Source organism: Herbaspirillum sp. C9C3, assembly GCF_013359625.1.
Taxonomy (GTDB): Bacteria; Pseudomonadota; Gammaproteobacteria; order Burkholderiales; family Burkholderiaceae_D; genus Herbaspirillum.
On the sequence record NZ_JABFMQ010000007.1, the window covers coordinates 206,668 to 231,415 of the forward strand.

Sequence of the window (24,748 nt, forward strand, 5' to 3'; positions counted from 1 at the left end):
AATGCCAAAATATCCAGACTCCATAACATCAGGTTAGACCCATGAATTTGCGCCAGATCGAAGTTTTTCGTGCCGTGATGCGGGCCGGCACCTTGTCTGGTGCGGCCGAGGTACTGCATGTCTCGCAGCCCGCGGTGAGCCGGCTGATCCGCTATCTGGAGAGCAAGCTGCAGGTGGCGCTGTTCGAGCGCAGTGGCGGGCGCCTGCATCCCACGCCCGAGGCGATGGCCCTGATGCGCGAGATCGACAGTGCCTGGCGCAGCATCGACCGCGTGAAGATGTATGCCGAGCAGCTGCGGCACGGCGTCTCCGACACCCTGCGCATCTGTACCAATCTGAGCCCGGCACTGGATCTGCTACCGCGCGCCGTTGCCGAGCTCAAGCGCCGCATGCCGGGCCTGCACATCGCGATGGAGATCGCCACGCAGACCCAGATCACCGAGCAGTTGTTGACCGGAGAGTGCGACATCGGCGTGGCGGCCTTTGTCCAGCACCGTCATCCGGCGCTCACGCATCACCTGATCGGCGAGGGCAACGTGCTGTGCGTGATGGCGGCGGACCATCCGCTGGCCATGCGCACACAGCTCAAGCTGGAAGAGATCCAGGCCTATGACGTCATCTCGTTCGGGACCGAAACAGCGCATGGCAAGGTGGTGGAGGCCTTGCTGGGCAGCAGCGAGGCGCTACGCAAGGCCACGGTGGATGTCCGTTATGCCTATATCGCCTGCAGTGTGGCCGTGCATGGCTGGGGCATTGCCCTGGTGGATGACCTGACGGTGGCGGGCTTCAAGGATCCGCGGCTGGTGGCGGTCCCGTTGGCGCAGTCGGTGCGTTACGGGGCCTACGCCATGAGCAGTGCCGAGCGTCCACCGTCTGCCGGTGGACGCGAGATAGTGAACCTGTTGCAGCTCTACTGGAAAGAGGCTTGCCGGACGATGAATGCACAGACCATGGCGCAGTGAATCGTCAAGAGCAAGTCTGCGCGAGCGCAGCACCAGGCGGCATTGCCAGTGCAGTTGGCAAGGCGGCGGGGACACGGTGTCACGGCGCAGGAAAGACCGCACTTGTCGGTGTTGAAATCAGGAAACGCCTGATGGCGCTGCGGCGGGGCGAGCCCTATCTTGGTTTGCACAACAAGGAGGGAGACATGTGTACCAATGCCATGAGCATCGCGCGGCGCCATCTGTGCATCATCGTGCGGCTGTGCGAGATGTCCGAACAGGAGGAACCGATCGGCGAACTGGTGCGTGCCACCGTACGCAATTGCCTGCTGGCCATGCAGACAGCGGGAACCGAGCCCATCGAGGCCGCCGAGATCATCGAGCAATTGCTGCAGCATGAACTGGCAGCGCTGCCTACGGAGCGAGCGAAATGTCGCCAGGTGCTGGAAGCGGCACACCTGCACGCCGAATACCTGACCATGGCCGAGCGGCGAGCGACCCATTGAGCGGGGTGGTGTGCGAGTCCGCGCTCATCCCGATGAGCCGACCATTCAGATAGGCAATGGCCGGCTTGCCACTACATCAGGCGTGCGTATCGATCATTGTGCCGAGCGTGCCGGACATCGGCTTGGCCTTTTCTACTTCACCTGGCCGACTGTTGTCATTATCTCCGTCACTGTCGGTCTTGCTGGCGCTTTGACGCGGATTGGCCGCCACAACATTGTTGTAAAAGCTGCTGGAGAGACTGCTGATCGCTGAAGTCATGGATGGCTCCTTGGGGTGATGGATGTTGCCAGACAATAATTCTGGCAGCTTGAGCTTATTGTTCGAGACTTAGCCAGGCCTTAGCCGCCCGGATATCCGCAGTCCGGTTTCTGCCGCAATACCTTCCTGTCTCATGTCGGCCCAGTCCGTGCTCAGTCCGGGCTAAGTTTTCCTGGCTACATTTCCCCTGTCCACCAAATCTTCCTGCTCATTTTGCAATGCGCCGCGTGTTGTGGTTGTCGCAAGCCATCATCAAGCCGACCGTCCATCATGGTTCATTGCCAGCGCTCCATCATGGAAAATATCAATAACATTGTCTTCTTGTGGTTGAATGCCTCCGCGCATCCCAGTCTGATTGCCGTCGACCTGGCCACGGTGCTCGCAGAATTCCAAATCTGGATCGTTCCGATCGTGATTGCCGTGATCTGGTTGCGCGGCCACGAGCCTCAGCGCCGAACCATGCTTGTCGCGACCGCAGCCGGCCTGATCGCATTGTCCGCCAATCAGCTCATCGGCATGGTCTGGTGGCATCCTCGTCCTTTCATGATCGGACTGGGACACACACTGATCCCGCATGCCGCCGACTCTTCTTTTCCCAGCGATCATCTGTCACTGTGGTGGGCGGTGGCGTTCAGTTTCCTGCTTGCCCCTTCGTTGAGACTTTCCGGGATTATCCTCTGCATTTTTGGTTTGCCATTGGCCTGGGCACGTATCTATCTCGGCGTGCACTTCCCCTTCGATATGGCGGGGGCCGCCATCGTGGCGATGCTCAGCGCAATCCTCGTGCACCGCCTTCCTGCCTGGTGTCTTGATGTCACTTACCGGGTGACGATCCGCATCCACTGCCGTCTTCTCTCCAGGTTCATCGCCAATGGATGGGTTCGTGGCACCAGCTAAGTGAGAGCTAAGTTCAACGGTTCAGACTTCTCAACATTAAATTTCTGTCAGGAGAGCGACATGATCATGCCCAATGTCGAACATCCCAAGCACTGGCTGAACAAGGTTCCCGAAATCGGTTTGTCGTTCTGGATCATCAAGATCATGTCGACTACGGTAGGTGAGACCGGGGCGGATTTTCTCGCATTCCATGTTGGATGGGGCCAGGCAATCACCAGCGCGATCATGGCAAGCATCCTTGCAGTCGTTCTTTTTGCCCAGTTGAAGACTCGCCGGCATATCCCCTGGCTCTATTGGATGAGCGTGATACTGGTCAGCATCGTGGGCACTCAGATTACCGATCTCTTGACTGATAACCTGGGCATCAGCCTTTATGTCAGTACCAGTGTCTTCTCTCTGTTGCTCGCCGTGATCTTCTTCGTGTGGTATCGCGTCGAGCACAGCCTGTCCATTCACCATATCGTGTCACGTCGCAGAGAGCTTTTCTATTGGGCCGCCATTCTGTGCACTTTTGCTCTGGGCACTGCCGCTGGCGACCTGGCAACAGAAGCATTGGGCCTGGGATTCGCATGGGGTGCGCTGATCTTCGGCACGCTGATCGCTATCACCTACCTCGCCTGGCGCCGGGGTGGCAATGCGGTCGCCAGCTTCTGGATTGGCTATATCTTGACACGACCTTTCGGTGCAGCGCTGGGCGATCTGCTGACCCAGAACAAGGCGGACGGTGGCTTGGGAATGGGAACGATGTGGATCAGTGCGTTGTTTCTGGCGGTCATCATCATGCTGGTCGCCGCCGCACAGGTTGGCACCAGCAGGCAGCGATCAGCCTGAACATCTGCGGGCGATCAAACTTTGGCTCGACGAACTGCTGCGTCTACGATCAATTTCGAAGGAAGATAGATGAAAACATATTCTGAAAATGTCTTGGCAAAAGTGCCCGAAGTGACTCTGGGATTCTGGCTCATCAAGATCGCAGCGACCACGCTTGGCGAGACCGGAGGTGACGCGGCCTCCATGTCGATGAACCTCGGCTATCTGACCAGTACGGGCATCTTCGCTGCACTCTTCCTGATCGCTGTGGCGTACCAGATCAAGTCCAAAACTTTCCATCCCTTGATCTATTGGACCACGATTATCGCCACCACCACCGTTGGTACCACGCTGGCTGATTTTGCGGATCGCTCCTTGGGGATCGGTTACGCCGGTGGCACGACCTTGTTGTCCGCGCTTTTGCTGGCGTCCCTGTTGCTTTGGAAGCGCATGCTTGGCTCTGTTTCCGTGAACACGGTAAGCAGCCCGCGAGCAGAAATGTTCTACTGGATGACCATCATGTTTTCGCAGACATTGGGCACGGCACTCGGGGACTGGACGGCCGATAGCGCAGGACTGGGTTATACCGGTGCGGCTGCGGTTTTCGGTGGACTGCTCGTTTTGTTGGTGTTGGCCTACTACGGAACAAAAATCTCCCGCACCCTGCTATTCTGGGCGGCGTTCATTCTGACGCGTCCACTGGGCGCCGTGGTGGGCGACTTTCTCGACAAACCGCTGAGTGCCGGTGGCCTGGCCCTGAGCCGCTACGGTGCGTCCATCGCGTTGCTGGCGTTCATGCTGTGCGCCATGCTGGTGTTCCGGCAGAGGGCGGCAACGGCAGCACATTGACACCATTCCAACGGAGGCAACATGCGGGTACTGCTGGTCGAAGACGACGCAATGATTGGCGAGGCGATCCAGGCCGCTTTGAAGGATGCGTCGTACGCGGTGGACTGGGTCAAGGACGGACAGATTGCCATCACCACCATCACCAGCCAGCATTACGACATTGCCCTGCTGGACCTGGGATTGCCAGGCAGAGACGGGTTGGATGTGCTCAGAAGCATACGCGCGAAGAACATCCCGATTCCCTTGCTGATCATCACGGCGCGCGACGGGCTTGATGATCGGCTGCAAGGACTGGATGGCGGCGCAGACGACTACGTCCTCAAGCCCTTCCAGATGGCCGAGCTGCTGGCCCGCATGCGCGCGGTCCTGAGGCGTAAAGGGGGATTGGCTTCTCCTTTGCTCACCAATGGACTGGTGTCACTTGACCCGGTCAGCAAGGAGGCAAGTCTGCCAGAGGGAGGCGCGACGCAATTGTCCAACCGAGAGTTCGCTCTGCTCCACGCATTGCTGATACGTCCGGGAGCAATTCTGTCGCGCAGCGAATTGGAAGACAGAATCTATGGCTGGAACGAGGAAGTCGAAAGCAACGCGGTCGAGTATTTGATCCACGCCTTGCGCAGAAAGCTTGGCAGCGACATCATCAAAAACGTCAGGGGGGTAGGATGGATGGTCTCAAAAGGCGGCTGAACGAATCGGTTCAGCTGAAGCTATCCGTCACACTTTGCATGGCGATACTGGCCGTAGCCGTTGTGGCAGGGGTGTTTTCATTCGCCTCCGCGCTGGATGAAGCGCACGAGTTGCAGGACGATGTGCTTCGTCAGATCGCACATCTGATGGAACGCCAGCGACTTTCGCCTGGCTCTCCCGTGCCGGAGGTCAGTTTCGCTTCGTCGAACGAAGAGTCTCGCGTCATCGTTCAACATCTTGGCTATGCCGCCAGCAAAGCCGAAGTGGCTGCTGAAGAAGCACTCCCTCTGCCGTCCAACCTGACCGATGGCCTGCACAATCTTGACGCTGCGGGAGAGAATTTCCGCGTGCTGGTTCAGACCATGCCGGGTGGAGAACGCATCGCCGTTGCACAAGAGTCCGATTTTCGCGATGAAATCGCCAGAGACGGTGCCTTGAGGACCGTCATGCCCTTCCTGCTCCTGATGCCGGTCCTGCTGCTGATCGTCGCCGATCTGATCCGGAAAATGTTCCGTCCCATCGCGGCATTATCCAGGGAAGTGGACCAGCGCCAGGATGAGCAATTGCATCCGGTACAGACCAGTCACTTCCCTGTTGAAGTAAGACCGTTTGCGGTGGCCATCAACCGACTGCTGGGTCGGGTCGAGCAATCGATGGCGTCGCAGCGGCGCTTTGTTGCGGACGCCGCACATGAACTGCGCTCCCCCATGACGGCCATCTCTCTGCAGGCGGAAAGGTTGGCGCAAGCCGACATGCCGGAGCAGGCGCGGCAACGCTTGCACGCATTACGTGATGGAATCGACAGAGGTCGCAATCTTCTCAATCAGCTGCTGGACCTGGCAAAGGCTCAGTCGTCCGTGTCGGTGGTCGATACACCCGTCTCCGTCCAATCCGTTTATCGTCGGGTGTTGGAGGAGCTCATGCCATTGGCCGAGTCCAAGCAGATCGATATCGGCGTGGATGGTCAGCGAGATGCTCATCTGATGGTAAGCGAACTCGATCTGTTTTCGCTCCTCAGAAATCTTGTTGATAACGCCGTGCGGTATACGCCGAATGGGGGCAAGGTGGATCTTTCAATCGAATTTGACGATAAAAACGTGGCCTTGATTGTTGAAGATAGCGGGCCAGGTATCCCTGTGATCGAGCGGGCGCGAATCTTCGAGGCGTTCCACCGGTTGCTGGGTAGCGATCAGGTCGGCTCCGGCCTGGGCCTGTCCATCGTCAAGGCCATCGCAGACAGGCTGGGCGCGAGCATCACGCTGGGCTTCAGTGACGAGTCAAGTCAAACTGGACTGCGCGTGGTGGTCAACATCCCGAATCAATGAGTGCGTCAAACAGAAGTCCAAATCAGTGAAATCCAAGGAGCCATCATGTCCAACAGTGTTCAAGAACAATATTCACCCATCGCCAAGTTTTTCCATTGGATCACGGTACTGCTCATCATCGCCCAGTGCACCATAGGCTGGACCATGCCAGATGTGGACGATCTGCAATCGCCCGAAGGATTGGTCAGTCTGCACATCTCGGTAGGATTGCTGATTCTCCTGGTCATGCTGGCCAGACTGATCTGGCGCCTGATCAGTCCGGCGCCCAAACCGCTCCATACGCGTGTGACGCTCACCGTGGTTGTCGCCAAGCTCGTGCATGGCGGACTCTACCTTCTTCTGGCCATCTCACCCATCCTGGGCTGGATGAACGCTGCAGAGCGAGGCTGGAACCTGTCCTTCTTCGGTTTGATGCAGTTGCCCGCCATCTTCCCGGCAAATTCCGATCTGCTGGCCACGATCGGAGATTGGCATATTGCCTCGGTCTGGGCGCTGTTGGCCTTGATTGGCCTGCATGTCTGCGGTGCGCTCTATCATCAACTTGTCGTTAAAGATGGAACTCTCTCGCGCATGCTTCCATTGAGCAAGCGGTAATCGTCAGCTTGTCCGCCCTGCAGGGCGTCGGTTTGCGCCCGGGTTCAAGCCTCAACAGACGTCTTCAAACTGCTCGGCCGGCATCGGACGTCCGAACAGGTAGCCCTGATAGCGCGTGCAACCCAGTGCCGCCAGGAACTGTTGCTGCTCGCGGGTTTCCACGCCTTCGGCAATCACTTCCAGGCCCAGGGCATCGGCCAGCGTGATGATGCTCTTGGCAATGGCCACGTCGCTGGGCGCAAACAACAGTTCGCGTACGAACGACTGATCGATCTTGAGCTGGTCGATGGGCAGGCGCTTGACCAGAGACAACGAGGAATAGCCCGTCCCGAAGTCGTCCAGTGACAAGGCCAGGCCATGCTGCTTGAGTTCCATCATCTTCTCGATGGTGGACTGAACATCGTCGACCATGGCTGATTCGGTCAACTCCAGCTTGAGATGACAGGGGTCGGCGCCGGTCGCCTTGATCGTTTCCAGCATGCACTGCACGAAGTCGGGCTGGCGTACCTGTACTGCGCTGACGTTGACTGCGATCACCACGGGCTGACGACGACTGTCGCGATTCCAGCGGACAGATTGCCGACAGGCCTGCTGGAAGACCCAGTGGCCCAGCGGCAGGATCAGTCCCGATGACTCGGCTACCGGAATGAAGATGGCCGGTGAGACGCTGCCCCGGAAGGGGCTGTTCCAGCGCGCCAGGGCTTCCACGCCGATCAGATTGCCGGCCTGGTCGCGCTGCGGCTGGTAATGCAGCAGGAATTCGCTGCTGCCGATGGCGCGCCGCAGATCGCTCTCCAGGCCCGTACGGAAATGCAGCGCATGCTCCATGGCCTGGTCAAACAGGCAGCAGGTATTGCGTCCTTTCTGCTTGGCCGCGTACATGGCCAGGTCTCCCTGGCGCAGCAGGTCTTCGACGCTGGCGCCTTGTTCCAGCATCAGTGCTACACCGACCGAGCAGGTTGCGAAATGGCTGAGCCCGTTCAGATCGAATCGCTGCTCCATGGCTGCGACGATGCGCTGGGCAAATCCGGTGGCGGTCTCCTCGATGATTGCCTGCGTCGCCGCTGGCTGCTGTTGCAACACCACGAACTCATCTCCACCCAGGCGCGCCACCAGGGCGCCTGCAGCCAGTTCCTGCAGACGTGCGGCAATCTGGCACAGCAGACGATCGCCGATCGAATGCCCCAGCGCATCGTTGAGGTCCTTGAAGTTGTCGATGTCGATAAAGAACAGGGCCGCCTGATGTCCCAGGCCGCTGGCGGCGGCGATTCTGTCGAGCAACAGGCGTCGGTTGGGCAGCCCGGTGAGAGGGTCATAGAAGGCCAGTTGGCGGGTCTCCTCCTGCAGGCGTTTCTGGTCGCTGATGTCGACCTGGGTGCCGACATAGTGCGTAATGCGTCCGCTCGGATCGGCAACGGCAGTCAGCGTCACCACCGCGTAGAAGGATTCGCCATTGCTGCGCCAGACGCGCAGCTCTCCCTGCCACTTGCCGTCGCGCTGGACCAGTGCCCATAGTCGTGCGCGGAAATCCTCATGGTCTTCTTCGCGCTGGCACGGCGGCATGCCTGAGGCGGGTACCTCGTGCTGCTGGTAGCCGGTCAGTGCAGTAAAGGCGGCATTGGCATCGAGCACCTTGCGGTTGGCGTCCATCACCCAGATCGCCTCGGAGGAGTGGAAGGCCGCTGCCGCGATGCGCAGCGAGGTTTCGCTCTGCTGCAATCGGGCCGTGCGCCGGGCCACTTCGCGCCGCAGATAGGCCGCGATGCCCAGGGTGCCCAGCAATAGCGCCAGTGCGCCACACAGCAGCCACCAGACATAGCCAGGCAGGGTGGTATTGCCGCGCCCCCATTTGCGCAGGATCTTGAAATAGATGGAATCGGGATCGCCCTGCCACTGGCTGAGCGCACGGTCGACCGCAGCCAGAATCTCGGGGGGCTGCTGTCTGGCGCTCACGAAGAACAGCTTCACCGGCTGGAATACGATGTTGGTATCGGCCAGGTGATAGCGGTCGACCAGCATGTCACCGACCTGCTGGCTGGCCACGAGGCCATCGATCTCGCCCGCTGCCGCCATCCTGAACCCGTCCTCGATGCTGTGCAGCGCGACCAGCTGGACCTTGATGCCGGAGTTGTCCATCAGGTTGCGGAAATAATTGGACTGCACCGAGTTTTCCAGCAGGCCTATCCGCTTGTCCTTGAGATCGAAGATGGAGTTGATCGCCACCGAGCGGTTGCGATAGAGAATGGACCAGCTGTAGAGCGCCGGAACGGTCGAAAAACGCATCAGTTTTTCGCGCTCCTCGGTCCATGCCACGTCAGGCAACAGGTCGATCTGGCCGTTCTCCACCTGCTGCAGGCAGGCCTGCCACTCACAGGGGACGAAGCGCAGTTGCCAGTGCTCGCGCTCGGCGATGAGTCGGATCAGATCAATGTGCAGTCCGCTGGCCGTGCCTTCGCCATCGAAGAAGATTTTTGGGGGATTCTGGTAAACCCCGACCGTGAGTACCTTGCCCGGTTCAGGTGGCTGCGCCTGTGCGGCAAGCCAAACACCGCAGCCGACCAGCAAGGCCAGCCCCACCAGCGCTGCCCGGCTGCGCAGAGCTACATGCAGCCAGCGCGCCGCTTGCCACGCGCGGTGGCATGGCGGCCGGTCTCGATGGCCGCCGGTCTGACTCTCCCCCGTCGCAGCCGGAATGGGTGCTGGATGCTTCATGCTGCCTGCGCCTGTCCCTGATTTGGTTTTTTGTCTACTTTATAGAACATCCAGCCAAATGGAAACCCTCATCGGAGCAGGGTATTGCGACCTGTCATGGGTGCTGCTTCCGCGTGGTATCCAGACATTCGCCCTACCTCGAAAGACTTCCGCCACTACTCGCCCCTGGAGATGTATTTCCGAAGGGAAACAGGAGTTGGAAGCAACTTCCCTTACCTGGGGTTGATCTGACTAGCACGTGTCCTCCAATCCGGCTCATGATGCCATGCACCATGGAGAGACCCAGGCCTGTTCCCTTGCCGATGTCCTTGGTGGTGAAGAAAGGATCGAACAGGCGTGACATGTGCTGAGAGAGGATGCCGCGTCCGGTATCACGCACTTCGAGCGCCAGATACATTCCGGAAAACCGCTGCTGAGCGAGGGCGCAGACCTGGTTGGTGATTTCCACCCGGTGCAGGATCATGTCGATGCGGCCCTGACCTTCGATGGCATCGCGCGCATTGATGATCAGGTTGACGAGCACCTGATTGAGTTCACCTGGATCCATCTTGATCGGCTCGGCATCTTCGATGCTGATCTGCAATTCGATGCTGGAGGGGATGGATTGGCTCAACATGGAGCAGGCTTCCCTGACGACATCGTCCACAGCGATCAGGCGGGCCTCGTCGCTGGGCTCGCTACGCGCGAAGATCAGCAGCCGTCGAACCAGATCGCGTGCGCGCTCGCTGGAGGCAATGATCTCGGCCAGATAACGTCCCAGCTTCGAGTGTTTGTCCACGACATGCCGCTCCAGTGCCAGGTTGGCATAGCCGAGGATGGCAGTGAGCATATTGTTGAAATCGTGGGCGATGCCGCCGGTCAGTTGCCCCAGAGCCTGGACCTTCTGCGATTGCTGCAGTTGTCTCTCCAGTTCCCCCTTGGCCTTTTGTGACTGTTCAAACTGCTGGCCGGATCGAACAATGCCTCGCACCAGGAGTCCGCCCAGCCCAGCGGCGAATACCAATCCGGCGCCCATCGACAGTAAAGAAATCTGCCAAAGTATGTTGAAGCGGGCTAGCGCCTTCTCGTATTCGGCATTGGCGCTGTCTAGCTGTAGTCGCGCCAGAGTGTGAAGATGGGTCCGATAACGCGCCGAGAGCGGAATCATCACATCGAGCTCGATCTTGCGGATTGCATCGTAATCGGCGGACTTCAATGCAGTCAGGGCTGGAATGAATCCGGCTTCCCGAAAACGCTGAAGATCCGAGCGGAACTCCTCCGCCAGAGCGGCTTCCTCCGGTGGTAGCGGCGTACTGAAATATTCAGCCAGGAGACGATCGACCGAAGAGAGGCTTTCCTCGGCATCCTTGAGATAAACGGCAGTGAACTCCGGTGTGCGGATGTTGCGCCCGATCGAGATGATCAGCCATGTTCGCTGCATCAAGCGCTGGATTTCAGCCAACTTCCACATGGGAACCGTGCGCTGCTCATACACCCGCTTGAGTGAATCATTTGCCTGATGCACACCGGCCAGCCCAATGACTCCTACCAGTAGCAGCAGCGAACTCAACAATGCCACGAGAAGGGTCAGACGACGCGAGATGGAACGTAACATCATGTGTGCAGTCCTTCCTGCGTCGCGCTCATTGGGCGGATTCCGCAGGCAAGTGGTGACTAAGCAGATCGGCAATCGCCTTGAGCAGCTCAGGTGCGGAGACCGGCTTTATGAAGAGGCGGTCGATTTGATAGCGGTCCAGGTCCTTGCTGTCAATCCCTTCGCCGAAGCCCGTACAGATGATCACGGGCAGCCCGGGCCGCAGTTCGCGCGCATGGCTGGTCAATTGCAAGCCGGTCAGGCCGGGCATGGTCTGGTCACTGATGAGCAATTCAATACGCTGGTGATTGCTGCGCAAGGCGCTCAATGCGATCAGGGGATCATTGAAGAGCCTCACCTCATATCCACTGTCATCGAGCAATTCACCCAAAAAACCGGCAACCGCGCGTTCATCATCGACAACCCAGATGGCCTGGCCGTTGCCCGGGCGTGCGCGTTTCTCGCCGATCACAGCCAGGGTGACCTCTTCGCTTCCATGTACCAATGGGAACAAGAGCTGAAACAGACTGCCACGCCCTGGCTGGGACGAGACGATTGCATGGCCACCACATTTCTGCAGAATTCCCTGAACCACCGACAAACCCAGCCCGGTTCCCCTGCCGACTTCCTTGGTAGTGAAAAAGGGATCGAACAGACTTCCTAGGTGCTCGTCTGCGATACCGCTGCCGTTGTCGCCAACCTCGATACAGGTGTATTGGCCGAACAGGCGTTCGTGGGTAATGGCGCACACCTGTCCTTTCATCTTGCAGCCACGCACACGGATATCAATCCTGCCCTGGCCGGCAATGGCATCACGTGCATTGATGATCAGGTTGACCAGGACCTGGTTGAGCTCGCCCGCCTCCATGAGGATCGAGCGCTCTTCGTCACTGCGGCAACTGAGCTGGATGCTGGTGGGAATCGACGGTCGCAGCATGGCTATGACTTCTTGCACTACCTGGGACACGGAAATTACTCGCATCGGACCAACAGGCTGGGTACGCGCGAAGGTCATCATCTTGGCGATCAAATCACGGGCACGCTCACTGGCAGTGACGATCTCGCGCAGGTAAAGGGCAAGTTTGGACTCCTTGTCCTGCGCGAAACGACTCAGCGCAAGATTGGCATAACCCAGGACCGAAGCGAGGATATTGTTGAAATCATGAGCAATGCCGCCGGTGAGCTGTCCGAGTGCCTGGATCTTCTGAGCATGTTGCAACTGGCGCTCCAGATCCTGTTTGGCCATGCTGTGCTGCTCGTGCTCGCTCATGTCGCGGCAAAACACATAGCAATGCAGGGATTGCGGATCGTAGGCCACGGACATGTCCAGAGGAAGAATACTGCCGTCCTTGCGGATGTGGCGGCAGGAAAAGCGTGCATGGCCGTTTTGTACCGCTAGCGCCAGATAACGGCGGATATTTTCCTGCTCAGGCACGCTGGCGAGATCGTAGACGCTCATGTTCAGCAATTCATCCTGAGAGTAGCCGGTCATGCGCGCAAAGGCGCCGTTGCTCTCCAGAAACTTCCCGTCCGCACGAGATAGCCAGTAGCCATCAAGGGCGGTCTGCAAGACGCGCTGATGGCGCGCCTGTGTCTGGACGTTGCGGGTGATGTTTTCCGAGACAGCGACGTAACCTTCCAGCGCACCAACATCACTTCGGATCGGAGTGACCGTGCGATCCAGATAGAGATGCTCCTGATCCTTGTGGAGATGGACCAGATCACGCCACACTTCTCCGTTGACCAGGGCCTGTTTCATCTTGCGTCGTTCGTCCGGATCGGGTGTGAGCACCGGATCGAACAGCGACATGCTCTCATCATGGGCTCCCGGACATAGGGCGATTGCAGCGCGATTGCGCCAGCGGATGATGCCGTGGATATCGGTGACGCAGACCGGCGTAGCCGTCGATGCCAGTGCCAGGGACCGCACACGCAAGGCTTCATTGACTTCACGCAGCGCCTGCGTCTGCTGCGACAGGATTTCGTAGGGCTTGCGCACGCTCAGCAGGAACATCGCCCGGAACACCATCCAATAGGAAACGATCTTGTACAGATGGCCAACCATATTCTGCATGTCGTTAGCGACCAGATAGTTGGCGAAGAACAGTTCGCCCACGGCCGACAGGGAAGCAGCTCCGAACATGATGGCGTAGTAAGCCTCGCCGCTGGAGCGGGCGAGCACGTAGAAACGCCAGGCAGCAACTGCAAAGACGCTGACCAGAACGACTTCCGCACTGCTCTTGAGCAAGGTGGTCCCGTGTCCGCCAATGAAGAAATGCGGTACTAAGCGCTGATGGAACAGCACCATCCATGCCGTTGCCATGCTCGCACCGACAAACAGTAGCGCCAGAGCAATGCGATTGGTTCGCGAAATGGCCACATTCTTGCGGATGATGCAGCCGCTCAGAAGGCCCGCTGCGACCGTAGCCCGTGCCGCCAGCCAGAAGGAGATGCTTTTCTGCGAGTCATTGGTGGTGACGAAGTCAGGCATGCCGTTGATGGACATCATATGCAGAAAGTCCAGCATGCCCGCACTCAGCAGAGACAGCGAGATGATGACCAGCGACGTCGAAACGTGACGGGAGGGCGTGCTCCAGATGATGGCAAAAACCAGGAAGGAAATTAGTACCGAGATAAACTCCAGCACAGTATGAACCGGGACATATCCATCGATGGGCAGATGCACGTCTTCCAATGGCAGCATGACCGTAGCCAGATAGATCAGCAATGCCGTCACCAGCGCTTGCACTTGCGGCCGCAGACTGGCTCGACTGGCTTCCTGCGGTACATGCTCCTGCGCGGAATTCATGGCAATTCCCTGCGGCACCATTCGATCGCTCCCGTCGCCTGAATCTCTCCGAAGAGCCTGCATCCAAGGTCCTCCTGATTAGCCGGCGGAGGTTCGAGAAGCTCTGGCTGGTTCTCTGCGATTTCCAGGAACAAGCTTGTAATTTCGGGATCGCGCCAGCCGCGCTGCATTTCCTCTCGCATCGTCGCGATCACCTGTTCGCGCACCATTGCGGGCTTGTACGGACGGGCATGGGTTAGCGCATCATAGATATCAACGGTCTGGAAAATGCGTGCCAGCAAGGGGATGTCCCGCCCCGCCAGGGCATGGGGATAACCGGTGCCATCCCATCTTTCGTGATGGTGCAGGATGATCGGAGCGGTCAGACGCATACTCTTGAGTTCGCCGACGATGCAGGCCCCGATATGCACATGTTGCTGCATGAGCCGCCATTCCTCCTGCGTCAGCTTGCCCGGCTTGAGAAGGATGCTTTCGGGAATGCCCAGCTTGCCGATGTCGTGCAGCACGCCACCACGGCGCAGCGCCAGAAGTTCCTCAGCAGACAGACCCAGCGCCCGCCCCAGCACCACACTGGTGTGTGAAAGGCGGGTGCAGTGATCGCCCGTCGTGCCGTCCTTCGCTTCGACCATGCGCGCCAGCGAGAACAGAAGACTCTCAGCGCTGTCAAGCTGGTCAGTCAGGCGCTTCTGCGCCGCAGCTGCGTCGACCCTGGCGATCAGTTCCGCCGGATGGTAGGGCTTGCGTATGAAGTCCGTCGCCCCCACCCCCAAGCTGTCGGTAAGATTGGCAATGTCGTTGCTGCCGGTGACCATGAGTACCGGCAGCAAGGCCAGCCCCAGTTCCCCGCGAATACGTCGGCATGTCTCGTCGCCATCCATCCCGGGCATGCGCTTGTCTAGCAAGACTACATCTGTCTCATGATGACGTAGCCATTCCAGCGCCTCTGTACCGGATTCACATTCGCTGACTTGATAGCCTGGTGAGTCGAGCAGTTCTCTCTCCAGCTTGCGATGCTGGGTATCGTCATCGACGATGAGCACCCGGACCGGAGGATGAGCAGGAAGGGCAGAAGAGTTGGCTAACGACATTGCGACTCCTTGGTGTCAGTTGCCCAGGCCGATCGTTTGCAACAGGCGGTCGGTGTCCAGGGGCTTGGTAAAGCAACATTCAGCGCCGACGGCGAGCAGTTCCTGTTCGTCTTGAGGAGTCAGGTAGCCGCTCATGGCCAGCACCCTTATATCGGCATTACCTTCGACCTGCTTGATGCGGCGGCAGACCTCCGTTCCCTTCAGGCCGGGCATCATCAAGTCCAGCAACACCACGTCCGGCCGGAAGGTGTGAACCTTCTGTCCTGCTTCGAAACCGTCGAAGGCCGCCTCTACCACTGTCCTGCCGGAATCATCGCTGAACAGTTCCTTGAGAAATCCGACCAGAGTTCGATCATCGTCTACCACCAGGATACGAAGCGGGCCGGTATTTCCCTGGGGATTCCAGGCACGGGCAAAACGCTCGACCACTTCGGCACGATAGCGCCGATGCCCGCCGGGCGTGACCTCTGCTTCCAGCAGTCCTCTCTGAGCCCAGCCACGCACGGTGATGGGCGAAACCATCATGCGCCTGGCGACTTCGCTGGGCGTCATGTAGGTCTTTTCCTCTGTAATGTCTTCCATGCTTATTCATCCATTAAATCGATTTAATCGATTATCAACAGCTGCTGGATGTTTGTCCATAAAAGACCACCAGAATCAAGAATTGGATTAAATCGCTTAAATCGATTGACCGCGCGCCGATTTGAACTATATCATCGATTCAATCGATTTTAAACGATCAATCGAATTAGCTTCTCATGAAAGGGAAAAGGATGCACCAGACTCCGACCACGGCCAGTAGCAGTCTTGTGACGTCTTCAGTGTCCGAGTACCTGGCATTTGTGCTGGGCCAGGAGCATTACGGGATCGATGTGCAGAACGTGCAGGAAATCCGATCCTATGAGAGGCCCACCCAGTTGGCCGATTCGCCCGCATTCATCAAGGGCGTGATCAATTTGCGCGGCGTCATCGTACCGGTGGCTGATTTGCGGCTGCGCTTTCAGATCGAGGTTGCACGCTATGGCGCATTGACGGTGGTCATCATTCTCAACGTGAAAGGGCGCACGGTGGGGTTGGTGGTTGACGCCGTCTCGGAGGTCGTTGCGCTGTCGAGCGACGAGGTCAGGCCCATGCCCACCATGTCGGCCGCTGTCGGGGCAGCCTGTGTAAGGGGGGTGGGGACTGCCAATGGACGCATGCTCATGCTGGTCGATATCGACAAGCTGATGACGGAAATGGGAATGAATGGCCAGCACGCTTTAAGGGAAGCATCGCTGGCAACAGGCTGCACAACTTAGGCATGCTTTGTGGCCGCTACAACGTACTGAACTAAAAGGGGAAGACATGAACTTCAGCAACATGAAGGTGGGGGCCAGGCTGGCCTGCGGTTTTGCGGTGATCATCCTGACGGGACTGGGCGTGGCCATTTATGGTGCATGGCAGCTCGACCGGATCAAGGCCGAGGTCAACCGACTGGTTGAAGACAGGATCGTCAAAGTCGAGCATGTGAACCAGCTCAAGGACAATCTCAATTCGGTCGCGCGAATCACTCGCAATATCGTGCTGTTGAGAGAGGAAAAGGCCAAACGGGTCGAAATGGACCGCATCAAGCAGATCCGAAACAATAGCTCTGCCATCTTCAAACTGCTGGACCAGGTCGCCAGGGACGAGAAGGAGCGTACGGTTCTCAAGAACCTGGTCGGCTATCGGGTGGCCTATAACGAAGCGATCAACAAGGCGCTGGATCTGGCCATGGCAAGCAAGGAAGAGGAGGCGCGCGACATGTTGCTGGTCGAGACACGGCCGGCGCAGTTGGCCTACTTCAAGATACTGGACGAATTTATCGTCGTACAGAAGCGCGAAATGAATGAAAGCGGTGCGTTGGTGCGTGAGATCGCCCGTCGTACAGGTGTCCTGATGATCGTCATTGCCGTCCTCTCTGCGGCTGCCGCCGGGATCGTGGGATGGCGCATTACCCGTTCTTTGACGCGCCAGCTGGGCGGCGAGCCGGACTATGCTGCTGGCGTGATAAGGCAGATTGCCAACGGCAACCTGCAAGTAGATGTGGCCTTGCGCGGTGGCGACCAGTCCAGCATGCTAGCGGCCATGAGTGCCATGCGCGAGAGTCTGGCCGGTGTGGTGGGCATGGTACGACGCGGCGCCGACAGCGTGGCCGCCGCCAGCCTGCAGATCGCTCAGGGCAATCAAGACCTGAGCGGGCGCACCGAAATGCAGGCCAGTTCGCTGGAAGAGACCGCTGCCTCGATGGAGGAACTCAGCTCCACCGTCAAGCAAAATGCCGAGAACGCTCGCCAGGCCAACCAACTTGCCCTTAACGCATCCTCGGTGGCAGAAGAGGGAGGGGTAGTGGTGGCCCAGGTAGTCGATACCATGAAGGAAATCAGCGATAGCTCGCGCAAGATCGCCGATATCATCAGCGTCATCGACGGTATTGCCTTCCAGACCAATATCCTGGCGCTCAATGCTGCGGTGGAAGCAGCACGTGCCGGCGAGCAGGGCCGTGGCTTTGCGGTGGTCGCCAGTGAGGTACGCAGTCTGGCCGGCCGTAGCGCCGCAGCCGCTAAGGAGATCAAGGAGCTCATTACCCGCAGCGTCGAACGTGTCAGCCAGGGCAGCTCCTTGGTCGATCAGGCCGGCGCCACCATGCAAGAGGTAGTGGCCAGCGTGCGCCGCGTCACCGACATCATGAGTGAGATCAGCGCTGCCAGCGTCGAACAGAGTGCCGGGGTGGCGCAGGTGGGTGAAGCCGTGACGCAGATGGACGAAGCAACCCAGCAGAACGCCGCGCTGGTGGAAGAGATGGCTGCCGCTGGCGCCAGCCTGACCGATCAGGCACAGGCACTGGTGAAAGCGATGTCGGTGTTCTCGGTCGATGGCAGTGTCGCTGCGCCTGTGTTCTCGCATCATCGCGCTCCGAGCGTCCCATTGGTCGCGCTCGATGGCCGCCCTGTGCGCAACTTGCCGGCCAACTCTGGCACGGCTGCCGCCAAGAGCGGTGATGAATGGGAAAGTTTCTGAGTCTTGTCGCCCCGACCTACCTGACAGGAGCTCAATATGCGTATCAACATACCCGTCACCCAGCAGGGCTACAAGCTGACACCAGGTGAAATCCTGGTGTCGGTCACCGACCTCAGGGGGCGCATCACCTATTGCAATCCGCCCTTTATTGACGTCAGTGGTTTCAGTCGGGATGAATTGCTAGGGCAGCCGCATAACATCGTGCGCCATCCGGACATGCCTGGCGAAGCCTTCCGCGACATGTGGCTGACCATCCAGTCAGGCGCGCCGTGGTCGGGTCTGGTGAAGAACCGTCGCAAGAACGGCGACTATTACTGGGTGCGCGCCAACGCAACGCCGATGATGGACGGCCAGCGTATTACGGGTTATCTGTCGGTGCGTACCATGCCTTCAGACCTGGAGATTGCCGAGGCACAAGCTCTCTACCAGCGCATGCGCGATGAAGCCAGGAGCGGGCGCCGCATCCATACGCTGAGCGCCGGGACACTGGTCAAGCGATCGCCGACTGCGACGTTGGGCCGCCTGTTCAAGCCGAGCACACTGGCAAGACTCGCGCTGGCGCAGTTGGCTCCGCTGGCGTTGATGATTGCCAGCGGAGCCTTCGATCTGCCGATCCTGCCGGCGATCCTCGGCAGCGCACTGTGCTGTATCCTGGCGATTTACCTAACCTGGCGCCTCGCTCTCAAGCCCTTGCAGGCCGTGCTCAAGGATGTGAATCGTCTGGCATCGGGAGACTTCTCCCTGACGGTAAAGGTGAGAGACGGCGGTCAGCTCGGGCGTATCCAGCAGGGGCTGAACCAGATGGTACTCAACCTGCGCACGGTGGTCAGCGATGTACGCAAGGAAGTGCAAGGCCTGCGCAGCGCCGTAGCGGAGATCGCCCTCGGCAATCAGGACATGTCGGCCCGTACTGAATCGCAGGCCAGCAGCCTCGAACAGACCTCGTCAGCGATGCACGAGATTAATAGTACCGTCCAACAGAGCGCTGCCTCGGCCAGCTCCGGCGCTGACCTGGCCCGCGAGACCGCCGATATCGCCAACGTGAGCAACCAAGCTGTGTTGTCGATTGCCGCGACGATGGGCGATATCTCCCAGTCTTCCCACAAGATCGAAGAAATTACCCAGGTGATCGAAGGGGTCGCCTTCCAGACCAACATCCTGGCGCTTAACGCCGCCGTGGAGGCGGCTCGTGCCGGAGAAGCCGGACGTGGCTTCGCGGTGGTCGCAACAGAGGTGCGGGCACTGGCGCATCGTACCTCCCAGGCAGCGCGCGAAATCAAGACGCTCATCGGCGAATCGGTGGAACGCGTGAGCAAGGGTGAGGTGCAGACCCAGACCGCTCTGCAACGCATGCAGGAAGCGTTGGCCGCCGTTACTCAGGTGAGTGGCGCGCTCGATGAGATACGGCATTCCAGCCTGGAACAGAGCACTGGCATTGCCCAGGTCAATGACGCCATCGTGCAGATGGATTCGATCACCCAGCAGAATGCAGCCATGGTCGAAGAGCTTGCTTCCTCGGCACTGTCGCTACAGGCGAAGGTGGAAGCGGTCAGCAGTTCGATGCAGCTATTCCGATTGACTCGTGGCGAACAGACCCTGTGCCAGCTCGATGCAGTCAGCTTGCGGCGCGAGATGAAAGCCGGCAAGGACGTCGATGGCCGCATCCAGTCAGCAGCGGCATTGAGCGAAGGATGAGCGGCGAAGAGATGAAGCTGCTGCGAGCGCTGCATGAGTGGCGTGAGCATGGCGAGCACGCGATCCTTGTAACGGTGGTCAAGACCTGGCCACGTTCACCTTGGCCCGAAGGTAGCATGATGGTGATACGGGAAAACGGCACGACCGTAGGACAGGTCGCCGGCGGCTGTGTCGAGGCCGATCTGGTGGTGCGCTTCTTGGCCTGGAGGGAGGAGGCAGGCTTTGCTCCGGCCAAACCGGCGGTGGTACGCAAGCTCATCGAGGCTGCCGCTGGACGTGCATACGGGGTGCCGACGGACGCCGAGATCGTCGTCTTGCTGGAGTTCGATCCACATCCCTTGAATATCCGCGATATCGTCAAGGAACTCGAATGCCGCGAGTTGGTACTCAGACGCGTCTCTCGTAGAGATGGCAGCGTGACCAGCCAGCGCATGAACCGAGAGGCCCGCCTGATGCTCAGTCACGATGAGCTGGTACATCCGCTGGGACCGGTCTATCGCATGCTGCTCATAGGCGCGGGCCCGGTGGCTGAGGCATTGGCTACCCTGGCTAAGCTCAACGGTTTTGAGGTCACGCTGTGTGAGCCGCGAGGCGAATGTTTGCATGGATGGTCGGTGGGGGGGATCAAAGTGATTCACGAGATGCCGACCACCGCCATCGGACAGTTCGCTCCTGATGCGCGCAGCTGCGTCATGAGCGTCTCAGGCGACCCGCTCATTGATGAAGAAGCGACCCGTTGCGCATTGTATTGCGGCGCATTTCACGTTGGCGGTATCGCCGACCATAACCAGAGCAGCGACAGCGATACTCGACTGCGTCGGGAGACACCTCCGGCAGTAGCACTGCGTCTCATGGCCGAGATACTCTCGGCCATGAGTATGGTCGGCCAGTGAACGATGCCGTGTGTAAAGATTCGCGACTTTTCATGGGAAACTCCATGTATCCAGACGAAGTAAAGTACATGCTGGCCAAGCAGCACGCCTTGGAAATCATCGTTCAAGCACTCTGCTTGCACCTGGACGAAAATGAAGCCGCCGTTATCCTGGGGCATGTGCAGCGAATGACCAATCGTCTCGCTAATTTCAATTCGGACAATCCGCTCTCAGAGAGCGTATTCAAGCAGATCGCCGAAGAACTGATCATATTCCAGCGCCTCCTGATGGTTGACTGAGGAAAGGTTGGGTGTGGCCGGGCGCAGACCCGAAGTTCCTCCTCGCTCGCAGAGGGCAGCACGGCCTTCCCCTTTGCACTGATTTGCCAAAAATAAGCACATACCCCTCTTTCAATTGATAATGGTTCTTGTTACTATTTGAGACGTAATTAAAACTTAAAGTGACGACGTGCGCATTCAATGCCTGTGAATGTCATGGGCCAACCGTCGTGACCCCCGCTCAAGAAGCGAGCCGCAAAACAGACAGCCATAGCCTCGATCCGATGTTGTAGTGATCGACGGTCTCCAGCCATCCAATCAATCAAGTCACGCCCCGTGCCGCCACCTTGGCGCCGCGCAGGACCTGCCGCCAGGCAAAGGCCACGTCACTTCGGACGGATTGGTCCTGAACCGGGCCAGATGGTGCCAGGTGCACGTGCGTGATGTTGTAGAGGAAAAGCGCTATGTCTGACCAATCCGATCCGATGGACCTGCGCCTTCAGTTCATCGCTTGCCGCTCGCAGCTGCGTGACGCTGCTGCGAGAATTCTGGGATGTCGCCAACGAGCAGAGGATGTGGTGCAGGATGCCTGGTTCAAGATCGCCGAGTTGCCTGAAGAATTCTCCGCCCGTCATCCTAAGGCCTTCCTGCTCCAGGTCACCCGCAACCTCGCCATCGACCGCCAGCGCCGCATGGCCATGGAGTCCTTCATGTTCGCCGAGGAAGAGGAGGGCATGGATGTCATCTGCCACCAGGCAAGCCCGGAGGGCACAAGCATTTCGCGGCAGACCCTGGTGAGCGTCGCGAATGCCTTGTCGACTCTGCCGGAACGCACCCTGCGAGCCTTCGAACTGCATCGCCTGGAAGGCTATACCCAGCGCGAAGTAGCCGAGCACCTGGGCGTCTCCACCACGCTGGTGAACTTCATGATCCGCGACGCAATGCAATGCTGTCTCAAGCAAGCCGTCTGACACACCGTGGTTGTCCATGCCCGTGCGGATCTGAAAACGCTAAATTTATGGCCTCGTGATTCGTCAATATAAACAAGATTGATTCGCATTTGCATATTGCAATGTGAATAATTCATGTACAGGGCGAACGATCTGTGAAATGAACGTTCGCCGCGAATCAGGAAAGTTGAGACGAACGATGAGCTTCGACCGTGAAGATGGCGTATTCCGCGTGCTGGTCAACGAGGAAGAGCAGTATTGCCTCTGGCCCGACTACAAGAGCATCCCTGGTGGCTGGCGTGACGCCGGCGTCAGTGGCAGCAAGCAGGTCTGCCTGCAGCATATCGAAACGGTGTGGACCGACATGCGTCCGCGCAGTCTGCGCGAATTCATGCAGGGTCCGGGCCAGGCATGATCACACTGTTCTGCCTGCCCTGTGCCGGCGGCAGTGCCAGCATGTATTTTCCCTGGCAAGCCGCCTTGCAGGATGTAGCGCAACTGCAGGCCGTCGAGCTGCCCGGTCGCGGCCGTCGCATCCGCGAGCCGCTGCAGCAGGACTATGTCGTGCTGCTGGATCGACTGACCGATGAGTTGGCCGGCACGGCGGCGCCATCTTCCGGCTACGTGCTGTTTGGTCATAGCATGGGCGGCCTGCTGGCGCAGGGATTGGCGCGCAGCTTGCCGCAGCGCGGCTGGCCCGCGCCCCGCGCGTTGATGGTATCGGCCTGCGCAGCGCCGCTGGCGCGTGAGTGGGTGACGCCGGAGGATTCCGATGCCGCCCTCATCGCCGCCATGCGCCGCCAGGGTGGCACCCGTGAGGAGGTCTTCGACTGTCCCGAACTGCTGGAACTGGCGCTGCCCGTCTTGCGCGCCGATTACCGCGTATGCAGCAGTTTCCAGATGCAGCGTCCAGCCGATGAAATGGCTGACTTGCTCGATCTGCCGGTACATGTCTATGGCGGCATCGGCGACCCGTTGGGTAGTGCAGCGCTGCAGGCATGGCAGCGCGAAACACGGGGCGTCGTCACGCTGGACTGGTTCGACGGTGGTCACTTCTATCTGCAAGGCCAGCAGGACGCGCTGCTGGCCCGTTTGCGGCGTCATCTTCAGGCGCATGCCAATTCCTTGTCCCACGCCGATCATGCTGCAGCGCTTGCTCACGCCTGAGGGCGTTCCCGCGCAGATCGAACTGTGGCAGGTCGCCTTCGACCTGGGTCATGGTGATGACGCAAAGGATGCGCTTGTGCTGAGCCCGCAAGAGCAGGCCCATGCGCGTCGCTACCGCCGCCGCGACGATGCCCGGCGCTTTTGCTGCATGCGTGCCTGCCTGCGCCGCCTGCTGGGCGAGCGCCTGGACTGCGCTCCGCAAGCCGTGCCGCTGGTGCGCAACGCCTATGGCAAGCCGCTGCTGGGCGGGCCGGGCGGGCTGTCCTTCAATGTCTCGCATGCCGGTGACATCGGGCTGCTCGCCATGGCACCCGGTCTGGCGCTGGGCATTGACGTCGAATGCGGCATCGCTGCAGGGCTGCAAGAATTGAACGGTATGGCCAGGCAGGTACTGAGTCCGGATGAATGGGCCGCATTGCCAGCCCCGCTGGACGAAGTGCGCTTCCTGCGTCATTGGGTCGCCAAGGAAGCCGTGCTCAAGGCGCTGGGCCTGGGTATCGGTGAGCACCTGCAATCCATTCACCTCGATCTGGAGAGCCATCCGCGCTACCAGATCTTCCATCAGCAGTCGCAGTGGCCTGCACCCGCACGGCTGCATGCACGCGCCTTGTCCACCCGACCCGGCCATGCCGCCGCGCTGGCCTGGGTCGACGCCTGACCCCGGAGAATCCTCTTGAGCACCGCTATCACCGCCACCATCGATACGCCCTCCCAGATGCCGCTGACCTTCAGTCGTCATCCCCGCCCCGACGCCGGCAGGGACGCCCTGCCGGTGCTGCTGCAGCCGCTGCACCCCGGCCAGACGCTGGCGCAGGCACGGGATGCCTTGTCCGGTCAGATCGAGGTGCATCTGCGCAGTGTCGGCGGGGTACTGTTGCGCGGCTTCGAGGTGCCCGGCGTAGCCGACTTCCAGCAGTTCGCGGCCAGTTTCGGCGATCCGCTGTTGCGCTACGAATTCGCCTCCACACCGCGTTCCTCGGTGGCCAATGGCATCTATACCTCCACCGAGTATCCGGCCCACCAGCACATCCCGCTGCATAACGAGCAAGCCTACACGCGCGAATGGCCGATGCGCATCTGGTTCTACTGCGTGACCGCCTCGCCCACCGGTGGCGAAACCCCGATTGCCGACAGCCGCGCGATCTATCGCCGCATGCCTGCCGCCATCCGCGAGCGCTTCGCCCAGGGGCTGCTCTACGTGCGCCACTACAGCCATGATTTCGACCTGCCATGGCAGGACGTCTTCGGGGTGCAGACCCGCGCCGAAGTGGAGGCCTTCTGCCGCCGCCAGCATATCGAGTGGCAATGGCTGGAGGACGACGGCCTGCGCACCCGCCAGCGTTGCCAGGGCGTGGAGCGCCATCCGGTGACCGGCGAGATGGTCTGGTTCAACCAGGCACACCTGTTCCATGCCTCCAACCTGGCGCCCGAAGTGCGCGCATCGCTCATCGAACTGGTCGGCGAAGACCAGTTGCCACGCAATGTCTGCTGGGCCGACGGCACGGCCATCGACGATGCCGTCCTCGACCAGGTGCGCGAGGTCCTGGCGGCGGAGACGGTGATCTTCCCTTGGCAGGCGGGCGACGTACTGATGCTCGACAACATGCTGGTGGCCCATGCCAGAACACCGTTTTCCGGACCGCGCAAGGTGGTAGTGGCAATGTCGCGCTCCCACACCAATCTCGACTGATCCCTTT

Annotated in this window: 24 protein-coding genes; 18 read left to right on the top strand and 6 right to left on the bottom strand. The window is 59.5% G+C overall.

What is annotated here, in order from left to right; all coding sequences use genetic code 11:
* The first annotated feature begins 41 nt into the window (after positions 1–41).
* Positions 42–962, top strand: a complete 921-nt coding sequence (locus tag HNO82_RS09670) for a LysR family transcriptional regulator (protein WP_175343551.1) — start codon at positions 42–44, stop codon at positions 960–962.
* 185 nt (positions 963–1,147) lie between these two features.
* Positions 1,148–1,447: a hypothetical protein gene (locus HNO82_RS09675; RefSeq protein WP_008329061.1), complete on the top strand. Its 300-nt coding sequence runs from the start codon at positions 1,148–1,150 to the stop codon at positions 1,445–1,447.
* Between the two features lie 76 nt (positions 1,448–1,523).
* Here the strand turns inward: HNO82_RS09675 and HNO82_RS09680 are convergent, their stop codons facing one another.
* Positions 1,524–1,706: a hypothetical protein gene (locus tag HNO82_RS09680; protein ID WP_008329060.1), complete on the bottom strand. Its 183-nt coding sequence runs from the start codon at positions 1,704–1,706 to the stop codon at positions 1,524–1,526.
* A 294-nt stretch (positions 1,707–2,000) separates the two neighbouring features.
* Here HNO82_RS09680 and HNO82_RS09685 point away from each other — a divergent pair, with 294 nt between their 5' ends.
* The 6 genes from HNO82_RS09685 to HNO82_RS09710 all read left to right on the top strand — a co-directional run bounded on the left by HNO82_RS09685 (position 2,001) and on the right by HNO82_RS09710 (position 6,868).
* Positions 2,001–2,603 (top strand): undecaprenyl-diphosphatase, encoded by a 603-nt coding sequence (locus tag HNO82_RS09685; RefSeq protein WP_175343552.1) that lies wholly within the window; start codon positions 2,001–2,003, stop codon positions 2,601–2,603.
* A gap of 60 nt (positions 2,604–2,663) precedes the next feature.
* Positions 2,664–3,434: a COG4705 family protein gene (locus HNO82_RS09690; RefSeq protein ID WP_175343553.1), complete on the top strand. Its 771-nt coding sequence runs from the start codon at positions 2,664–2,666 to the stop codon at positions 3,432–3,434.
* 69 nt (positions 3,435–3,503) lie between these two features.
* Entirely contained in the window at positions 3,504–4,262 is a 759-nt protein-coding gene (locus HNO82_RS09695; RefSeq protein WP_175343554.1) for a COG4705 family protein, read from the top strand.
* Between the two features lie 21 nt (positions 4,263–4,283).
* Complete coding sequence (locus HNO82_RS09700) at positions 4,284–4,949, top strand: response regulator (RefSeq protein WP_175343555.1); 666 nt, start codon at positions 4,284–4,286, stop codon at positions 4,947–4,949.
* Positions 4,925–6,274 (top strand): sensor histidine kinase, encoded by a 1,350-nt coding sequence (locus HNO82_RS09705; RefSeq protein ID WP_175343556.1) that lies wholly within the window; start codon positions 4,925–4,927, stop codon positions 6,272–6,274. Before HNO82_RS09700 ends, HNO82_RS09705 begins: the two co-directional genes overlap by 25 nt.
* A gap of 45 nt (positions 6,275–6,319) precedes the next feature.
* Positions 6,320–6,868 carry a cytochrome b gene (locus HNO82_RS09710; RefSeq protein WP_175343557.1) on the top strand — a complete coding sequence of 183 codons (549 nt, stop codon included), beginning with the start codon at positions 6,320–6,322 and terminating at the stop codon, positions 6,866–6,868.
* 51 nt (positions 6,869–6,919) lie between these two features.
* Here HNO82_RS09710 and HNO82_RS09715 read toward each other — a convergent pair whose 3' ends face one another.
* From HNO82_RS09715 to HNO82_RS09735, 5 genes are all read right to left on the bottom strand, one after another.
* Positions 6,920–9,580: an EAL domain-containing protein gene (locus HNO82_RS09715; RefSeq protein WP_249776974.1), complete on the bottom strand. Its 2,661-nt coding sequence runs from the start codon at positions 9,578–9,580 to the stop codon at positions 6,920–6,922.
* Between the two features lie 133 nt (positions 9,581–9,713).
* Positions 9,714–11,177, bottom strand: a complete 1,464-nt coding sequence (locus HNO82_RS09720; RefSeq protein WP_175343558.1) for a Tar ligand binding domain-containing protein — start codon at positions 11,175–11,177, stop codon at positions 9,714–9,716.
* 25 nt (positions 11,178–11,202) lie between these two features.
* A complete protein-coding gene (locus HNO82_RS09725) occupies positions 11,203–13,962 on the bottom strand; it encodes a hybrid sensor histidine kinase/response regulator (protein WP_175343559.1) in 2,760 nt (919 codons plus the stop codon).
* Positions 13,959–15,050, bottom strand: coding sequence for a response regulator (locus tag HNO82_RS09730; protein WP_175343560.1), 1,092 nt, complete (start codon positions 15,048–15,050; stop codon positions 13,959–13,961). Before HNO82_RS09730 ends, HNO82_RS09725 begins: the two co-directional genes overlap by 4 nt.
* A gap of 15 nt (positions 15,051–15,065) precedes the next feature.
* Positions 15,066–15,632: a response regulator gene (locus HNO82_RS09735; RefSeq protein WP_175343561.1), complete on the bottom strand. Its 567-nt coding sequence runs from the start codon at positions 15,630–15,632 to the stop codon at positions 15,066–15,068.
* 191 nt (positions 15,633–15,823) lie between these two features.
* Here HNO82_RS09735 and HNO82_RS09740 point away from each other — a divergent pair, with 191 nt between their 5' ends.
* The 10 genes from HNO82_RS09740 to HNO82_RS09785 all read left to right on the top strand — a co-directional run bounded on the left by HNO82_RS09740 (position 15,824) and on the right by HNO82_RS09785 (position 24,741).
* Positions 15,824–16,348: a chemotaxis protein CheW gene (locus tag HNO82_RS09740; protein ID WP_175343562.1), complete on the top strand. Its 525-nt coding sequence runs from the start codon at positions 15,824–15,826 to the stop codon at positions 16,346–16,348.
* Between the two features lie 46 nt (positions 16,349–16,394).
* Complete coding sequence (locus HNO82_RS22365; RefSeq protein ID WP_175343563.1) at positions 16,395–18,089, top strand: methyl-accepting chemotaxis protein; 1,695 nt, start codon at positions 16,395–16,397, stop codon at positions 18,087–18,089.
* Between the two features lie 36 nt (positions 18,090–18,125).
* Positions 18,126–19,784, top strand: a complete 1,659-nt coding sequence (locus tag HNO82_RS09750; protein ID WP_175343564.1) for a methyl-accepting chemotaxis protein — start codon at positions 18,126–18,128, stop codon at positions 19,782–19,784.
* The gene (locus tag HNO82_RS09755) at positions 19,781–20,677 is read left to right on the top strand and encodes an XdhC family protein (RefSeq protein WP_175343565.1); all 897 of its coding nucleotides are present in this window, start codon (positions 19,781–19,783) and stop codon (positions 20,675–20,677) included. Before HNO82_RS09750 ends, HNO82_RS09755 begins: the two co-directional genes overlap by 4 nt.
* A 44-nt stretch (positions 20,678–20,721) precedes the next feature.
* Positions 20,722–20,955, top strand: coding sequence for a hypothetical protein (locus tag HNO82_RS09760; RefSeq protein WP_175343566.1), 234 nt, complete (start codon positions 20,722–20,724; stop codon positions 20,953–20,955).
* Positions 20,956–21,398: 443 nt separating this feature from the next.
* Positions 21,399–21,905: an RNA polymerase factor sigma-70 gene (locus HNO82_RS09765; protein WP_008329052.1), complete on the top strand. Its 507-nt coding sequence runs from the start codon at positions 21,399–21,401 to the stop codon at positions 21,903–21,905.
* Between the two features lie 178 nt (positions 21,906–22,083).
* Positions 22,084–22,299, top strand: a complete 216-nt coding sequence (locus HNO82_RS09770; RefSeq protein WP_008329051.1) for an MbtH family protein — start codon at positions 22,084–22,086, stop codon at positions 22,297–22,299.
* On the top strand, positions 22,296–23,051 hold the full coding sequence (locus tag HNO82_RS09775) for a thioesterase II family protein (RefSeq protein ID WP_175343567.1): 756 nt from the start codon (positions 22,296–22,298) through the stop codon (positions 23,049–23,051). Before HNO82_RS09770 ends, HNO82_RS09775 begins: the two co-directional genes overlap by 4 nt.
* On the top strand, positions 23,026–23,709 hold the full coding sequence (locus HNO82_RS09780) for a 4'-phosphopantetheinyl transferase family protein (protein ID WP_175343568.1): 684 nt from the start codon (positions 23,026–23,028) through the stop codon (positions 23,707–23,709). Before HNO82_RS09775 ends, HNO82_RS09780 begins: the two co-directional genes overlap by 26 nt.
* Before the next feature lie 57 nt (positions 23,710–23,766).
* Positions 23,767–24,741, top strand: coding sequence for a TauD/TfdA family dioxygenase (locus HNO82_RS09785; protein ID WP_175343582.1), 975 nt, complete (start codon positions 23,767–23,769; stop codon positions 24,739–24,741).
* Positions 24,742–24,748 lie beyond the last annotated feature (7 nt).

Bases quoted from the DNA above. Each gene is read 5' to 3' on its own strand.
- HNO82_RS22365 (WP_175343563.1), top strand. From the start codon at position 16,395: ATGAACTTCAGCAACATGAAGGTGGGGGCCAGGCTGGCCTGCGGTTTT.
- HNO82_RS09700 (WP_175343555.1), top strand. From the start codon at position 4,284: ATGCGGGTACTGCTGGTCGAAGACGACGCAATGATTGGCGAGGCGATC.
- HNO82_RS09695 (WP_175343554.1), top strand. From the start codon at position 3,504: ATGAAAACATATTCTGAAAATGTCTTGGCAAAAGTGCCCGAAGTGACT.
- HNO82_RS09735 (WP_175343561.1), bottom strand. From the start codon at position 15,632: ATGGAAGACATTACAGAGGAAAAGACCTACATGACGCCCAGCGAAGTC.
- HNO82_RS09705 (WP_175343556.1), top strand. From the start codon at position 4,925: ATGGATGGTCTCAAAAGGCGGCTGAACGAATCGGTTCAGCTGAAGCTA.
- HNO82_RS09760 (WP_175343566.1), top strand. From the start codon at position 20,722: ATGTATCCAGACGAAGTAAAGTACATGCTGGCCAAGCAGCACGCCTTG.
- HNO82_RS09710 (WP_175343557.1), top strand. From the start codon at position 6,320: ATGTCCAACAGTGTTCAAGAACAATATTCACCCATCGCCAAGTTTTTC.
- HNO82_RS09730 (WP_175343560.1), bottom strand. From the start codon at position 15,050: ATGTCGTTAGCCAACTCTTCTGCCCTTCCTGCTCATCCTCCGGTCCGG.
- HNO82_RS09770 (WP_008329051.1), top strand. From the start codon at position 22,084: ATGAGCTTCGACCGTGAAGATGGCGTATTCCGCGTGCTGGTCAACGAG.
- HNO82_RS09720 (WP_175343558.1), bottom strand. From the start codon at position 11,177: ATGATGTTACGTTCCATCTCGCGTCGTCTGACCCTTCTCGTGGCATTG.
- HNO82_RS09670 (WP_175343551.1), top strand. From the start codon at position 42: ATGAATTTGCGCCAGATCGAAGTTTTTCGTGCCGTGATGCGGGCCGGC.
- HNO82_RS09750 (WP_175343564.1), top strand. From the start codon at position 18,126: ATGCGTATCAACATACCCGTCACCCAGCAGGGCTACAAGCTGACACCA.
- HNO82_RS09690 (WP_175343553.1), top strand. From the start codon at position 2,664: ATGATCATGCCCAATGTCGAACATCCCAAGCACTGGCTGAACAAGGTT.
- HNO82_RS09675 (WP_008329061.1), top strand. From the start codon at position 1,148: ATGTGTACCAATGCCATGAGCATCGCGCGGCGCCATCTGTGCATCATC.
- HNO82_RS09715 (WP_249776974.1), bottom strand. From the start codon at position 9,580: ATGAAGCATCCAGCACCCATTCCGGCTGCGACGGGGGAGAGTCAGACC.
- HNO82_RS09680 (WP_008329060.1), bottom strand. From the start codon at position 1,706: ATGACTTCAGCGATCAGCAGTCTCTCCAGCAGCTTTTACAACAATGTT.
- HNO82_RS09785 (WP_175343582.1), top strand. From the start codon at position 23,767: ATGCCGCTGACCTTCAGTCGTCATCCCCGCCCCGACGCCGGCAGGGAC.
- HNO82_RS09765 (WP_008329052.1), top strand. From the start codon at position 21,399: ATGTCTGACCAATCCGATCCGATGGACCTGCGCCTTCAGTTCATCGCT.
- HNO82_RS09780 (WP_175343568.1), top strand. From the start codon at position 23,026: ATGCTGCAGCGCTTGCTCACGCCTGAGGGCGTTCCCGCGCAGATCGAA.
- HNO82_RS09755 (WP_175343565.1), top strand. From the start codon at position 19,781: ATGAGCGGCGAAGAGATGAAGCTGCTGCGAGCGCTGCATGAGTGGCGT.
- HNO82_RS09685 (WP_175343552.1), top strand. From the start codon at position 2,001: ATGGAAAATATCAATAACATTGTCTTCTTGTGGTTGAATGCCTCCGCG.
- HNO82_RS09740 (WP_175343562.1), top strand. From the start codon at position 15,824: ATGCACCAGACTCCGACCACGGCCAGTAGCAGTCTTGTGACGTCTTCA.
- HNO82_RS09725 (WP_175343559.1), bottom strand. From the start codon at position 13,962: ATGAATTCCGCGCAGGAGCATGTACCGCAGGAAGCCAGTCGAGCCAGT.
- HNO82_RS09775 (WP_175343567.1), top strand. From the start codon at position 22,296: ATGATCACACTGTTCTGCCTGCCCTGTGCCGGCGGCAGTGCCAGCATG.